We start from the raw sequence: 13,619 nt of genomic DNA, 5'->3' as shown, positions 1-13,619 counted from the left end.
TGGATTTATCGGACAGTTCGACCAGTCCGCCATCGGTTTTCAGGTAGCGCTCAACATATTTCAGGTTGACCAGGTGCGACCGGTGAATGCGGCAAAAACCATGGGGCACGAGCAGTTGGTCAAATTCGAGCAAGGTGCGGCTAATCAGAACTGAAGTTCCATTCTGGTAGAAAACCCGGGTATAGTTGCGTTCGCCTTCGCACCGAAGAATGTTGGTCACTTTAATGATGGCAAAGCCATTCATTTCGGGCAGTGCAATGGTGACATGCGAACTTTCTCCTCGGTTTTCGAGGCTGTTTTTCAACACCTCAACCCGGTGTTTTTCGTTCAGCACCGGAATTTCACTAATCCGTTGAATGGTTGCTTTTACATTTTCAATTAAAACAGGCTTGAGAATATAGTCGAATGCAGAATATTTAAAGGCAGTAATAGCGTAGTCGCTGTAGGAAGTTGTGAAAACCAGTTTGAAATTAACTTCCGGCAATTTTTCAATCAAATCAAAACCGGTTCCATCGGGCATTTCGATGTCCAGAAAAACCAAGTCCGGCGCTTCTTTTATTATTAATTTAATTCCACTTTCCACCGAGCTGGCCTCTCCAACTATTTCAATATCAGGGAAGTGTTGATCCAATATCCGAAATAAAACCCTACGGGCTAACTGATCATCATCAATAATTGCGGCTCTATACATTTTTCCTGAGTAAAAAATCAGTTAAAACTAATAAAAAATAGAAATTATTTAGTCATTTAGATTGATTTGTTTTTAACAAAAAAGCATCGCTCGTTTTTCCAGATCATTTTGGGTGCATGTTCTGTTAATATCTTAATTTTGCAGTCAAATTAAAATAACAATGACGCTAATTTTAAATCTTGAATCATCAACGGAGGTTTGCAGTGTTTCGCTTTCTGAAAATGGAAACCTGATTGACTATATTGAAAGTGACGAAGGGCAAAATCACGCCCGCTTGCTGAGTGTTTTTGCTGAAGAATTGACGAGTCGAAACCATTTTAAATTCAGTCAGTTAAAAGCAGTTGCCATCAGTAAAGGGCCTGGGTCGTACACCGGACTTCGCATCGGAGTTTCTTTGGCCAAGGGCATTTGCTTTGCCAACCAAATCCCACTGATTGCTATCAGCCCGCTGAAATCGATGAGTGCCCATGTTGGCTCAAACCCAGAGAAGTATGCCATTCAGTCAGCACCCGATTTACTTTTATGCCCTATGATTGATGCCCGACGAATGGAAGTTTATACAGCGCTGTACGACCGCAACCTGAAGCAGGTAGAAGCCGTTTCTGCAAAAGTTGTTGATTCCTCCAGTTTTGAGGCTTATCTCGGCAAGCATTCGGTGGCTTTCTTCGGAAACGGGGCGGCCAAATGTCGCACCGAAATTGATCACCCTAACGCCATCTTTATCAACGACATTAAAACTTCGGCACAGTTTATGTGTTCTCTGGCCCAGAAAGCATATGAAAACAATCAATTTGAGGATTTGGCCTATTTTGAACCTTTTTATTTGAAGGATTTTATTGCAGGCCTCCCCAAGAAAAATATTCTAAGGAAATGAAACAACAAATAATTTTTATTTTTTTGCTTGTCTGTACTGTCGCCAGCGCTCAACCAATAGAAGAACTGAAGTACAACATGAAATATAGCTTCATCAAAGGAGGAGAAGCAATTTTAAGTGTTGAAGACACGACCTACCAGGGAAAAGAAGCCCTTCATTTGCTGCTTGATGGGAACACGGTGGGGGTGACTAACCTGTTGTATGGAGTTCACGATATTTATGAGAGTATTGTCGATCCGAAAACCTATATGCCTTACAAGGCTATTCGGAACATCAAAGAAGGAAGCTACCGTTGGTACAATGAAGCATTCTTTTTCAACGACCGGGACTCGATTTACTCACAGCGATCGGGCCCGCGCGAGGTTCCATCGAATACAGTAGATTTTGTCACCGCATTTTTCCACATGCGTAACACCAATTACCTCGATCAGTTTGATGGCGGCGAAGAATTCTCAATTCCCGTGTTTCATGCCGATGAGTATTTCATGATGAAAATCAAATACCTGGGGAAAACCAAAATTAAAACCAAGTTGGGCACAAAAAGATGCCATGTCATTCAGCCAAGTATTGATAAAGGAAAAGTGTTGAACAGCGACAGCGGACTTAAATTCTACATTACCGACGATGAACACCGGATTCCAGTGCTGCTGGAGTTCGATCTGAAAGTGGGTGCCCTCAAATGTGAGATCTATTCCTACAAGAAAAAAGGTGTTGAACAAGTGGACTAAGGCCAACCAATCGAATGGATTAGGGCTGAAAAAGGAAAATTATTAAGCAGAAAATAACTACTTTTGCAGCAAATTTTGTAATTCATTATAAAACAGGGATATGGCAAGTACATCAGATTTTAGAAACGGATTGACAATTGAATACAACGGGCAGATATTTACCATTGTACAATTTCAACATGTTAAGCCGGGCAAAGGCGCTGCTTTTGTGCGCACCAAATTGAAGAATGTAAAAACCGGGAAAGTGATTGAGAACACATTCAATGCCGGTGTAAAAGTAGATGTGGTTCGGGTTGAAAGAAGACCGTACCAATATTTGTATAAAGATGACATGGGCTGCAACTTCATGCACACCGAAACATTTGAACAAATCTCACTGAATCCGGACATGATTGAAAATGCCGATTTGATGAAAGAAGGCCAGATGATCGAGGTGAACTTTCAGGCGGAAAACGAAACACCACTGACTGCCGAACTTCCTGCCTTTGTTGAGCTGGAGATTGTTCAAACCATCCCCGGAGAAAAAGGCAACACGGCAAGTTCAACAGCACTGAAACCGGCAACCCTGGAAACCGGAGCCGAAATCATGGTGCCGCTTTTCATCAACGAAAACGATGTGATCAAAGTTGATACCCGTGACCGTAGCTACTGCGAACGCGTAAAAAAATAGAAAACGTCATGTTTTCATCAAAAAAGCCCGGCTACAACCGGGCTTTTTTTAGCTTGATGCTGTATGAATCGCTACACAGCGAATTCTTGCCTAATCGTTTGAAGCGGGCTGTTCCGATTTGGTGGAAAGATCAGACACAACAATGATAGCCACAAAGGCCCAGAAAGGGACTGACACTTTATCTGTATCCAAAAAGTTATTCAGAAAACCGTGCACCAGGTAAGTCGTAATTCCAATGATTGCAGATAGAAGGAGGAGTCGGCTTTCTTGATCTTTCGTTTGAGAATAGGCGTGAATGCCCCGATACAGAATAACCACAACCAGCAGGATGAAGCTGAACATACCCAAAAAACCGGATTCAGCGAGCGGTCCCAGGTATTCGCTGTGGGCGTTGCCCCGGTCGGCCGAATTGGTGCTGATGATGGTCCTATATTTTGTGAGCTGGAAAGGCGCGTACTGAAACATGTAGGTTCCGGGCCCCCACCCAAAAGCCGGTTTCTCCTCAAACATTCTGATGGCACAACTCCAGCGGTTAAGTCGCTCCAGGTTGGAGGCATCGCTCGTCACGTTGGTCATTGACGAAATATGCGTGGCCAGGTTGGCCGACGACTCCTGATCGTTGCGCTCCAGAAACTGCAGGATTGGAACTTGAAATACCCAAACCAAAGCAACGGCTGACAGGGCAGTAATAAACAAAGGCCGGAATCGGATTTTCAGACGAATAAGCAACCAAACCATTGCCCCAAGCGAAAGGCTCAGCCAGGCCGCACGGCTGTATGACAACAGCAGGGCAACGGCAAATAGCACCAAAGCCATCGCAGCCAGGAAACGGTACCTTTTACGAATCCTTGCAAACAAGGTGATGCCTAGCAAGAACGGAATAAAAAAAGCGAGCATCGCTCCATAGGACGTGTGATCCTTATAAAAAGGGTTCATCACAAAATGCGCCGCCTGCACATTGTGAAACCCCAGTGCCAAGTGGCGCGACCAAGCATAAAAAATCACCAAAACGAAAGCGCTGCAGTAAAGAGCAACAAACCAGTAGATGTTTTTCTTATTTCTAAAAAAAAGAATGCCCATCCAATAGAATGCAACCAAAAACCAGATTTTTGCCAGCCAAAACTTCAGCGAAACCAGCGGCATTGTGCTGGTCAGTGCGGTGATCAGCATCCATCCCAGATAGAAATAAAGCGCCAGGGAAACGGGATGTTTTAGTAAGGCCCTGTCGAAGCTTTTTCTTTCGGCCAGCTTAAAAAGAAAGAGCAGCAATAAGCCGAAAAGCAAGGGCTCAGTGGGCAGGTACATGTCGAAGGCCAAGCCTTCGACCAGCTTATTGAGTGGCAATGACAGCGGCGTGAAAAAAGCGACTAGCAGCAACAGGCCATCCATGCGCACCAGCGCTGTGAACACAACAGCCGCAACAAAAGGCAGCAGATTGATGAGTAGTGTTTCGCTCCGGATGATAAAATAAAAATTGAGTGCTAAAAATAAAACGGAAACACTATAAAACAGGATAATTTGAGTGGATCGGCGAAGCAAAATCTTAGGATTTTGAAGATTGAATTCCTTCGAGACCCAAGATGGTCAGTAGAGCCAAAAACTCAACCGCAACAAGAGAGACCAACACAATCAGCCAGCGGGTGGGATAAGCTTTTTTATCAGCAGGAAATGGTTCTTCAACCACCATGGTGTAGGTCACATCTTTTTCAGCGTTAGCCAGTGCCTTGTCGTAACGACTGGCAATGGTGTCGCGTTGCATCTCGAGGGCCAACAGCTCCTTTTGAAGCAGGAAAAACCGGCCGCCTTTTTCTTCCAGGTTAGTCATCAGATTCTTGATGTCAGCAATCGCACGGCTATTGGCTCCACCTGCCAAAGCCGACATATAGCCTTGGGTCACCTGCTCGGCTTGAATTTCGTAATCGAGCAAACCATATTCTTTCCTCAGCGGTTCCATTTCAGCGGCAACCGCTTCAATTTCCCTTCGCTTGCGGTTCAGGTCTTTCTCATAAAATGTCGCTTGTTCCCGGGCTTTCTGACGGTTCAAAATGAGCACTTTACGGTTATAAAAAACAATCAGTGAATCGATCATGTCGCTGGCCACTTGAGGATCCGCATCGAGCGCTTTCAACTCAATCGACTCGTATTCTGTTTTTTTACACGTGATCCGGTCGTTGTATTCTTTTAGAATTTTGGTACGAAAGTGGGCTTCATCCTCCGGGATTTCAAACCGTTCTTCCAGGTTGAACGTATCAATCAGCTGCCATTTAATGTCGGTCGAATTCAGCACCTCCAGCATTTGTTCACTTTCCGATTCTTCGGAATAGGTGTTGGTGTTGGTTGGGTAAATTCGGGCCTGCGACTGAAACATGGGGGTAATAAACCAAGGCGATGAAAAGATGGCGGCTCCAACAATGGCGATGGTGCCAACACCAATCAAATGCCTTTTCCATTTCCATATCAGCTTCACCAGGTCCTGGTTGTCAAAAAAGCTTTTCATAAGTTTATTGTTAGGTCGTATTCCATGAACGGATTTCCCCATCAATTATTATCAGTTGCTCATTTGAGCAACCACTATTCTGCAATCAGCAGGAAATAATTCTTTTTCCCTTTCTGCACCAAAATATATTGATCTCCGATCAAAAAATCGGTATTTACTATCAAGTCTTGATCTGTAGTTTTCTCCTTGTTGATGCTTAGTCCGTTTCCTTTGATGCTTCGGCGAAGCTCCCCTTTTGACGGGAAAACAGCAGCGGTTTCTGCCAGTAGGTCAACGACATTGATTCCGGCAGCAAGTGCTGTTTTCGAAATCGTAAATTGTGGAACCCCTTCAAAAACCGACAAAAAAGTCTGCTCATCAAGCTTGCGCAGGTTTTCGGCTGTTCCGCTGCCAAACAAAATTTGCGAGGCTTCCACCGCCATTTCAAAATCTTCGCGTGAGTGAACCATCACGGTTACTTCTTCGGCCAGCTTTTTTTGGAGCTCGCGCGCATGCGGCGCTTCACGGTGCCTGGCAACCAGTTCAGCAATTTCAGTCTGGCTCAACAGGGTAAAGATTTTGATGTATTTCTCGGCATCTTCATCCGACGTATTCAACCAAAACTGGAAAAATTTATAGGGTGAAGTCAATTTCGCATCGAGCCACACGTTACCGCTTTCTGTTTTGCCAAACTTGGTGCCGTCGGCCTTGGTAATCAGCGGGCAAGTCATTGCAAAGGCTTCGCCACTTTCCTTGCGTCGGATGAGCTCAGTTCCAGTGGTAATGTTTCCCCATTGGTCCGACCCGCCCATCTGTAGTTTACAATTTTTGGTGCGATAAAGGTGAAGGAAATCGGTTCCTTGAACCAACTGGTAGGAAAATTCGGTGAACGACATGCCGGTTTTTGATTCTTCACCCAGTCTTTTTTTTACACTGTCTTTCGACATCATGTAATTTACGGTAAGGTGTTTGCCGATATCGCGAATGAAATCCAGAAAGCTGTATTCTTTCATCCAGTCGTAGTTGTTCACCAATTCTGCTGCATTGGGTGCATCCGAATCAAAGTCCAGAAAGCGGTTCAGCTGTGCCTTCAGGCACTCCTGGTTGTGGCGGAGGGTTTGTTCGTCCAACAGGTTGCGTTCCTGCGATTTGCCTGAAGGGTCGCCAATCATCCCGGTGGCACCACCAACCAAGGCGATGGGTTTGTGTCCGGCCAGTTGAAAGTGCTTCAGCATCATTACGCCAACAAGATGTCCAATATGTAACGAATCAGCTGTAGGGTCAATACCCACATAAGCTGTCGTCATTTCTTTCTGCAGTTGTTCTTCCGTTCCAGGCATGATGTCATGAATCATACCGCGCCAGTTCAATTCTTCAACAAAGTTCATCGTAAATATTTTGAATTAATTTTCAATTATCATTTTTATTGGCCTGTCGTTGCCTTCTCGTGTTGATGATCAGGCAAGTCATGCAGGAACGCATCCGGCCGCGAAATCCCGGCAAAGATATAAAAATGAACCGTTAAGGGCTGAAAGCAAAAGAAAATATTAATCAGATCCCTGATCTTAAGTCACTTTATCAAACTCGTGCTCCCGATCTTCTTCCCGCTCGAATAAATCGCCATTCAAATCATCGAAGTTCAGAAAAGGCAAAATGGTTGGCAATAAATTTTTTACCGGCTCATACATTTGTGAATCAGCTTTCAAATCTTCCGAAATCATCCCCACGTTTTCGTCCAATTCTTCAAAAACAAGCAACAGCACACTTAAAATCAATGCCGATTTGATGACTCCGAACAGAATTCCGGCCAGGCGGTTGATAAAGCCTAAAGCAACAGCCGAGATAATGGTCTCAACAGCCTTACCGATTAAATGAACCAGAATAACAATGACGACAAACGTGGCGATAAAGGCAATCAACCCTAAATGTTCCGATTGATAGTTAAACGTACCAACGATAAACTCCGAAGTCAGGTGCGAAAAGTGGATGGCCCCCCAAATACCCAAAATCAATCCGGCAAGCGAGGCAACCTCAGCTACGAAGCCTTTGTAGAACCCACGAAAAGCTGCCAGTACCAGCAATACCCCAAGAATAATATCGATGTAATTCACGTGAATAGATTTAAATGAGCGAATAGAATGTTGCTTGATCTTTAGTCTGAAAATAATTTTAAGTAAAAATAGAAAAATATTTTTGCTAAGATGGTCTGTAGGTAGTCTCAATCAAAAAAGATAAATTTGGCTACTGCAGAAACAGGATTCTGTACATTGTTTTAATCACGTAAAATCAGATCTATGCCGTTTATTAACTCCGTGATCAACTGGATCAATTTTAAGCGAATCAATGAGATTGACCTCTTTAAAGAACATCCATTTGACACCCAGCTGGAAGTATTCTTTGACCTGCTAAAGGAAGCCCGCGATACCGAGTTCGGGAAACAATACGATTTCAAAAGCATCCGATCAGAAAAAGAATTTAAAGAACGCGTGCCGATTCGTTACTACGAAGATTTTGCCCCTTATATTGAACGCTTACGCCAAGGAGAAAATAATTTGCTGTGGCCAGGCGAAATCAAATGGTTTGCCAAATCGTCGGGAACCACCAACGACAAAAGTAAGTTTATTCCTGTCAGCAAGCAGTCGCTCGAAGATGTTCACTTTCGGGGAGCCAAGGATGTTTTCGCCCTGTACCTGAAAAACAATCCCGAGTCGGGCGTTTTGTTTGGAAAAACGCTCACCTTGGGGGGGAGCCAACAGGTGAACAACTTCAGCAACAAGTCGTATTTTGGCGACCTCTCCGCCATTTTGATTGAGAACACCCCTTTTTGGGCTGAATTCATTCGTACGCCCTCAGTTGAAGTGGCTCTGCTGGAAGAGTTTGAGGAAAAAATCGCCAAGATCATCGATGAGTCTTTGGATGAAAATGTGACTTCGCTTGCCGGCGTTCCATCCTGGTTTCTGGTGCTAATAAACCGGATTCTGGAACACACGGGAAAAAGCAGTCTTCTGGACGTTTGGCCCAACCTGGAAGTCTTTATTCATGGTGGAATTAAATTTGATCCGTATCGGGAGCAATACCAGCGGATCATCCCATCGGCAACCATGAACTACATGGAAACCTACAACGCATCGGAAGGCTTTTTTGCCATCCAGGACGACCCCGATAGCAGCGACATGCTTTTAATGCTCGACTACGGAATTTATTATGAGTTCATCCCGATGGAGAATCTGGAGGACGAACATCCGCGAACGCTCAGTTTGCATGAGGTTGAACTGGATAAAAACTATGCCTTGGTTATCAGCACCAATGGCGGGCTTTGGAGATACATTATTGGCGATACCATTCAATTTACCGGCAAAAGACCTTTTAAAATAAAGATTACCGGCCGCACCAAACATTTCATTAATGCGTTTGGCGAAGAAGTGATTGTAGACAATGCAGAACAGGCTCTGAAAATAGCCACAGAACGCGCAAGAGCCATTGTGAAGGAATACACTGCGGGGCCGATTTTCATGAAAGGAGACCAAAAAGGTGCCCACGAGTGGGTCATTGAGTTTGAGCAGGAACCGAGTGACCTGGAGTATTTTATGGATGTATTGGACGACTCGCTGAAGACCCTGAATTCGGATTACGAAGCCAAGCGCCACAAGAACCTGACCCTGGAGAAACCCCATATTCTGGTGGCGAAACCGGGCCTGTTCTACGAGTGGATGAAACAACGGGGTAAAGTGGGCGGACAAAACAAGATTCCGCGACTGGCCAACGATCGGAAATATCTGGATGAATTGATCGACCTGCAAAAAAGATTGTAATTTATAGCCCGGATTAAGGTAGCTCCATTAAATTTGTAACTCAAAACTGAAAAAACAGAATCATGCATATTGCTCTTGCGGGTAACATTGGCGCCGGGAAAACAACCCTGACCGGCTTATTGGCGAAACACTACGGCTGGAAACCTCATTACGAAGATGTGGATGAAAATCCGTATCTGAATGATTTTTATGAAGACATGCAACGTTGGTCATTCAACCTGCAAATTTATTTTTTGAATAGCCGGTTTTCACAGATTATGGATATCCAGAATTCGGGGCAGACAGTGGTGCAGGATCGAACCATTTACGAGGATGCCGAAATTTTCGCGCCTAACCTGCATGCCATGGGCTTGATGTCGACCCGGGATTTTAATAATTACGTGACGCTTTTTAGGCTGATGAGCAAGCTTGTGAAAGCCCCTGACCTGCTGATTTACCTGCGGGCCAACGTGCCAACTCTGGTTAACCAGATTCAGCAACGTGGACGCGAATACGAAAATTCCATCCGGCTGGATTACCTCAAACAGCTTAATGAACGATACGAAGCTTGGATTAGTCGCTACAAAGAAGGCAAACTGCTGATTATAAATGTCGATAAGATTAACATCACCAACAGTCCGGAGGACCTGAGTAGTGTGATTGATAAAATTGATGCGCAAATTCACGGTTTGTTTTAAGCGAAACCTGGCGTTCGCGCCCTTTCTACCCGTTTATATCATTGTCCGCTTCTTGTCTGCCAGCGATAGTCTGGGAGTCTATTGTTGTCATTCGGAGTCAATCAATTGTCATGGGGTGATTCATAAACAACCAGTGACAATTGAATGACCATTAAATGAACTGACCCGAATTCATCTTCTGCACTGTTATGAACTCAACCAAGGTGTTCACTCCAGCAGACCTTCAACTTCATGCTTAATCTCCACCCATTCCGAATCTGGAATTTTGGCGCCAAACACCTGAATCACTTTGCTGGCCAGCAACGAGGCAAGCTTCCCACAGTTCTCCAGGCTGAAATCATGGGCCAAACCATATAAGAATCCCGACGCGTAAACATCGCCGGCCCCGGTGGTATCAACGCTTTTCACTTGGGGCGTCGCTACTTTCACAAACCGGTCGCCCGCTTGAATCAGCGAGCCATCCCGTCCTATTTTGACGATCGCAATTTCACATTGCTTGGCAATTTCGCTCAAAGCGGCCTGCGGTTCCAGTCCTGTATAAGCTTTGGCTTCTTCTTCGTTGGCAAACACAATGTCGACATACTCATCAATCAAACGTTTCAGAAAGTCGAGGTTGGCTTCCACCACATTAAAACTGGCCATGTCGAGTGCAATCTTCAGTCCTTGCTTTTTGGACAGCTTCAACACGCCTTCAATTAATGCGTGATTGAATACCAGGTAGCCTTCGATGTGCAAATAATCGTAGTTTGAAAAAAGCTCCTCCGAAAGCTCGTCAGCAGTGAGTTCGCTGGCAGCACCCAGGTAGGTTCCAAACGTACGCTCCGAATCGGGTGAAATCAGCGTTGCAGCCTTCCCGGTAGGAATCTGGCTGTAGAACAGGTGCGGGGTTATCTGGTTTTTCTCAAATTCTTCTTTGAAAAAATGCCCCATCGGGTCATTCGAGATTTTACCGATAAAACCAGCTTTGCCACCGAGTTGGGCAATGGCCCGCAAGGTATTGGCAGCCGATCCTCCGGTTTCAATTGAGCGTTCCAAACCTGCCGTCGAATCCAGAATTTTTTGGGAAAGAACGGCATCAACCAGTGTCATGCTTCCTTTGGGTAACTGAAAAGCATGAAGTAACTGATCATCTTCTAACTGAACGAGAATATCAACCAGGGCACTTCCAATGCCCACGATTGCTTTTGGCATCATGGCGTTTTTCATAGGGGGACAAAAATAATAAAAAAAGAGTTTCTTCTCATTTGCGACTTTTTCGAACACGCTCTGCTGAACAATGCGCGCAGTCAAGGGGCAACACTTACCCAAGGGCAGGCAGGACGTAGTCGAGAATAAGCAGCACGTAGTCAACGATAAGCAGCAGGTATTCAAACGTAGGCAATGCGCAGGCAACAATAAGCGAGAGGCGTTTTGGTATCGTCAATGAGCTCGCCTAGAATAGGTTGATAGATTTATATTTCATTGTGGGCAAGCGAAAATGGTTGTTTTTGACGCACCGGGCATTCGCTTATAGAAGAACAATTAATATCTTCGGCAAACGGTTTTGATGGGGGTAATTTTCTATATTTGCATGGCTATGGAACGAAAAAATGCCACCAATGAGGGCTGAAGAGAGAGACAACACCTGGTTTCGAAGACTATTTGAAGAACATCACAAATACATTCGGAACTTTATTTACTATTTATCCGGAGACCTGAGCCTGGCTGATGATTTGACCCAGGATGTTTTTCTTTTAGCGTGGGAAGAACGTGATAAGATCAAGAACGAAACAGCCAAGTCTTATCTGTTTACCATCGCGAAAAATAACTATTTCAGACATCACCGAAAAAAGGCCATTCGCTTAAACTTTAGCAGTACGCTAATCAACGAATCGAACAACGAATCTCCGGAGTTTATCATGGAGTTGAAAGAGTTTGACCAAAAGTTACAATCGGCAATTGCCGAGATTCCGGATAAAACCCGGGCAATTTTTTTGATGAGCCGGATAGACCAGATGACATACAGCGAGATTGCTGCCGTGATGCAACTTAGCAATAAAGCGGTGGAAAAACATATGAGCAAAGCGTTGCAATTATTACGGCAAAAAGTGGACAGAAAGTTATGAACCAGGAAGATGAAAAAATGGAACTGCACATCTCCAACTGGAGAGTGCCTCAATCGCTTGGCGAGGACGAAGCCTGGGTACGATTGATGAAGGCCAAAAGTCAGAAGCAACCCGTTCGAAAGCTGAAGCGCCTGTGGATCGGCCAAGTTGCAGCCGGCATTGCTGCATTGGTGATGATTGTTTTTGCCTTATCTGAAACCAGTTTTTTTGCTCCCGGAGAATTGAACAGCACGCTGGCCAGCCAAACGGTTTGGCTGCCCGACAGCAGCCAAGTAAAGCTCAAAGCGTATTCATCGATTAAATATAATTATCAACGAATTGGAGGAGCCCGGCTAATTCATCTGGAAGGAGAAGCCTATTTCAAGGTAAAAGAAGGAAAGCGCTTCGAGGTCCAGTTTCCAGGCGGATACCTGGAAGTGTTGGGGACTCAATTCACTGTTCAGGCATATTCTGAAAAATCAGGACGGGTGGATTGCTTTAGCGGATCGGTAAAAGTCAGCCTACACAACCAGTCTTTTACGCTCGAAAAAGGCCAGGCCATCACTTTTGATGAAACTGCCGTTGACGGGCCTTTCAAGATTAATCCGGCACAGAAACTGAATTTGCCGGACAACACATATCATTGGGACAATCGGCCGTTAAAAGAGATACTGATCTTGATTTGTCAGCGCGAAAACTACACGCTGGAAGCACCTGACCGTATTCTTCAGAAGAATTTCACAGGCCCATTGCAACTGGACCAGCCGGGAAAAGCCATCGAAATTTTGGCGCGGGCCATGAACTTTGACTATCAACTGAAAACAAATAAGCTATTGATTGTTGAAAAAGAGTAGTTTCAATATGGCTTGCTTTATACTGGTCATGCTGCTGAGTTTATCAGGGGCGGGCCAGGAAAAGATGATTTCGGTTCAAGCCGAAAATAAAAGCCTGAGGCTAGTGTTGGAAGAGCTATCCGAGACCGCTGCGATCCGGTTTGCTTTCGATGCCGACTATTTCTCGGACATAAAGGTGGATCTGCAATACGACCAGGTTTCACTGAACGATTTTTTGAATGCGCTAAGCAAAAAATACCATCTGCTTTACGAGGCGATGGACGGAACCTACGTTTTGTACCGCAATCCTGCTCCTCGGCCGCAGCCAAAACCTGAATTGATGGTCATACAAGGAAAGGTGTTCGACGAAACCACTGGAGAGCCGCTCTTGTTTTGTAGTATTGGCTTGACCGAACAGCAGGGCACGATAACCAATGAATTGGGAATTTTTAGTGCAAAGATTGAAAAGGCCGACTGGATCAACATTCAAATTAGCCATTTGGGCTATCGCCGGCTCGATACCACCCTTCAAGTAGCCAGCCAGCAGTTTCTGAAACTGGCGCTTGTCCCCTTCGATATTCACCTTGAAACGATCAATGTCTATCAGCAGGAAAAGAATGTTTTGGAATTGGGAAGTCAGTCAGATCGGATAGCCTTCAACCCTAAACAAGCAGAAAATTTGCCGCGAATTGACGATAGCGATCTGGTAACCGCGCTAACCTTAATTCCCGGAGTGAATTTTATGGGAGGCGAAAACTCCGGAATCTCCATCCG

General features: G+C 44.8%; 14 protein-coding genes. 8 read left to right on the top strand and 6 right to left on the bottom strand.

Annotation, left to right across the window (positions count from 1 at the left end; all coding sequences use genetic code 11):
- The coding region (locus AAC033_RS16030; RefSeq protein WP_339739955.1) for a LytTR family DNA-binding domain-containing protein at nt 1-691 on the bottom strand (691 nt) is incomplete at its 3' end.
- A gap of 160 nt (nt 692-851) precedes the next feature.
- Here AAC033_RS16030 and tsaB point away from each other — a divergent pair.
- From tsaB to efp, 3 genes are all read left to right on the top strand, one after another.
- Complete coding sequence (gene tsaB, locus AAC033_RS16025; protein WP_339739953.1) at nt 852-1,565, top strand: tRNA (adenosine(37)-N6)-threonylcarbamoyltransferase complex dimerization subunit type 1 TsaB; 714 nt, start codon at nt 852-854, stop codon at nt 1,563-1,565.
- Nucleotides 1,562-2,293, top strand: a complete 732-nt coding sequence (locus AAC033_RS16020) for a DUF3108 domain-containing protein (RefSeq protein ID WP_339739951.1) — start codon at nt 1,562-1,564, stop codon at nt 2,291-2,293. Before tsaB ends, AAC033_RS16020 begins: the two co-directional genes overlap by 4 nt.
- Before the next feature lie 100 nt (nt 2,294-2,393).
- Entirely contained in the window at nt 2,394-2,963 is a 570-nt protein-coding gene (gene efp / locus AAC033_RS16015; protein ID WP_339739949.1) for an elongation factor P, read from the top strand.
- Nucleotides 2,964-3,053: 90 nt separating this feature from the next.
- On the opposite strand, the gene AAC033_RS16010 is transcribed toward efp, so the two are convergent.
- From AAC033_RS16010 to AAC033_RS15995, 4 genes are all read right to left on the bottom strand, one after another.
- A complete protein-coding gene (locus AAC033_RS16010) occupies nt 3,054-4,502 on the bottom strand; it encodes an O-antigen ligase family protein (RefSeq protein ID WP_339739947.1) in 1,449 nt (482 codons plus the stop codon).
- Nucleotides 4,503-4,506: 4 nt separating this feature from the next.
- Nucleotides 4,507-5,460 carry a hypothetical protein gene (locus tag AAC033_RS16005; protein ID WP_339739945.1) on the bottom strand — a complete coding sequence of 318 codons (954 nt, stop codon included), beginning with the start codon at nt 5,458-5,460 and terminating at the stop codon, nt 4,507-4,509.
- Nucleotides 5,461-5,534: 74 nt separating this feature from the next.
- Nucleotides 5,535-6,827: a tyrosine--tRNA ligase gene (gene tyrS, locus AAC033_RS16000; RefSeq protein WP_339739943.1), complete on the bottom strand. Its 1,293-nt coding sequence runs from the start codon at nt 6,825-6,827 to the stop codon at nt 5,535-5,537.
- A 177-nt stretch (nt 6,828-7,004) separates the two neighbouring features.
- On the bottom strand, nt 7,005-7,550 hold the full coding sequence (locus tag AAC033_RS15995) for a CvpA family protein (RefSeq protein WP_339739941.1): 546 nt from the start codon (nt 7,548-7,550) through the stop codon (nt 7,005-7,007).
- Between the two features lie 183 nt (nt 7,551-7,733).
- Between AAC033_RS15995 and AAC033_RS15990 the strand changes: the two genes are divergently transcribed.
- The gene (locus tag AAC033_RS15990) at nt 7,734-9,251 is read left to right on the top strand and encodes a GH3 auxin-responsive promoter family protein (protein WP_339739939.1); all 1,518 of its coding nucleotides are present in this window, start codon (nt 7,734-7,736) and stop codon (nt 9,249-9,251) included.
- A gap of 62 nt (nt 9,252-9,313) precedes the next feature.
- Nucleotides 9,314-9,928, top strand: coding sequence for a deoxynucleoside kinase (locus tag AAC033_RS15985; RefSeq protein WP_339739937.1), 615 nt, complete (start codon nt 9,314-9,316; stop codon nt 9,926-9,928).
- A gap of 207 nt (nt 9,929-10,135) precedes the next feature.
- Here the strand turns inward: AAC033_RS15985 and AAC033_RS15980 are convergent, their stop codons facing one another.
- The gene (locus AAC033_RS15980) at nt 10,136-11,119 is read right to left on the bottom strand and encodes an adenosine kinase (protein ID WP_339739935.1); all 984 of its coding nucleotides are present in this window, start codon (nt 11,117-11,119) and stop codon (nt 10,136-10,138) included.
- A 407-nt stretch (nt 11,120-11,526) separates the two neighbouring features.
- On the opposite strand from AAC033_RS15980, the gene AAC033_RS15975 reads away from it, so the two are divergent.
- The 3 genes from AAC033_RS15975 to AAC033_RS15965 all read left to right on the top strand — a co-directional run.
- On the top strand, nt 11,527-12,033 hold the full coding sequence (locus AAC033_RS15975) for an RNA polymerase sigma-70 factor (protein ID WP_339739933.1): 507 nt from the start codon (nt 11,527-11,529) through the stop codon (nt 12,031-12,033).
- The gene (locus AAC033_RS15970; protein WP_339739931.1) at nt 12,030-12,866 is read left to right on the top strand and encodes a FecR domain-containing protein; all 837 of its coding nucleotides are present in this window, start codon (nt 12,030-12,032) and stop codon (nt 12,864-12,866) included. The genes AAC033_RS15975 and AAC033_RS15970 overlap by 4 nt, the downstream gene beginning before the upstream one ends.
- Nucleotides 12,867-12,873: 7 nt before the next feature.
- On the top strand, nt 12,874-13,619 hold a 746-nt coding region (locus AAC033_RS15965), incomplete at its 3' end, for a carboxypeptidase-like regulatory domain-containing protein (RefSeq protein ID WP_339739929.1).

Source organism: uncultured Sunxiuqinia sp. (assembly GCF_963974515.1).
In the GTDB taxonomy this organism is placed as follows: domain Bacteria; phylum Bacteroidota; class Bacteroidia; order Bacteroidales; family Prolixibacteraceae; genus Sunxiuqinia.
This window is presented reverse-complemented; position numbering and strand designations above follow the sequence as displayed.

Excerpts from the sequence above, each read along its gene's own strand:
- AAC033_RS15970 (WP_339739931.1), top strand. The coding sequence starts at position 12,030 with ATGAACCAGGAAGATGAAAAAATGGAACTGCACATCTCCAACTGGAGA.
- tsaB (WP_339739953.1), top strand. The coding sequence starts at position 852 with ATGACGCTAATTTTAAATCTTGAATCATCAACGGAGGTTTGCAGTGTT.
- AAC033_RS15975 (WP_339739933.1), top strand. The coding sequence starts at position 11,527 with ATGAGGGCTGAAGAGAGAGACAACACCTGGTTTCGAAGACTATTTGAA.
- efp (WP_339739949.1), top strand. The coding sequence starts at position 2,394 with ATGGCAAGTACATCAGATTTTAGAAACGGATTGACAATTGAATACAAC.
- AAC033_RS15990 (WP_339739939.1), top strand. The coding sequence starts at position 7,734 with ATGCCGTTTATTAACTCCGTGATCAACTGGATCAATTTTAAGCGAATC.
- AAC033_RS16005 (WP_339739945.1), bottom strand. The coding sequence starts at position 5,460 with ATGAAAAGCTTTTTTGACAACCAGGACCTGGTGAAGCTGATATGGAAA.
- AAC033_RS15985 (WP_339739937.1), top strand. The coding sequence starts at position 9,314 with ATGCATATTGCTCTTGCGGGTAACATTGGCGCCGGGAAAACAACCCTG.
- AAC033_RS16020 (WP_339739951.1), top strand. The coding sequence starts at position 1,562 with ATGAAACAACAAATAATTTTTATTTTTTTGCTTGTCTGTACTGTCGCC.
- AAC033_RS15980 (WP_339739935.1), bottom strand. The coding sequence starts at position 11,119 with ATGCCAAAAGCAATCGTGGGCATTGGAAGTGCCCTGGTTGATATTCTC.
- tyrS (WP_339739943.1), bottom strand. The coding sequence starts at position 6,827 with ATGAACTTTGTTGAAGAATTGAACTGGCGCGGTATGATTCATGACATC.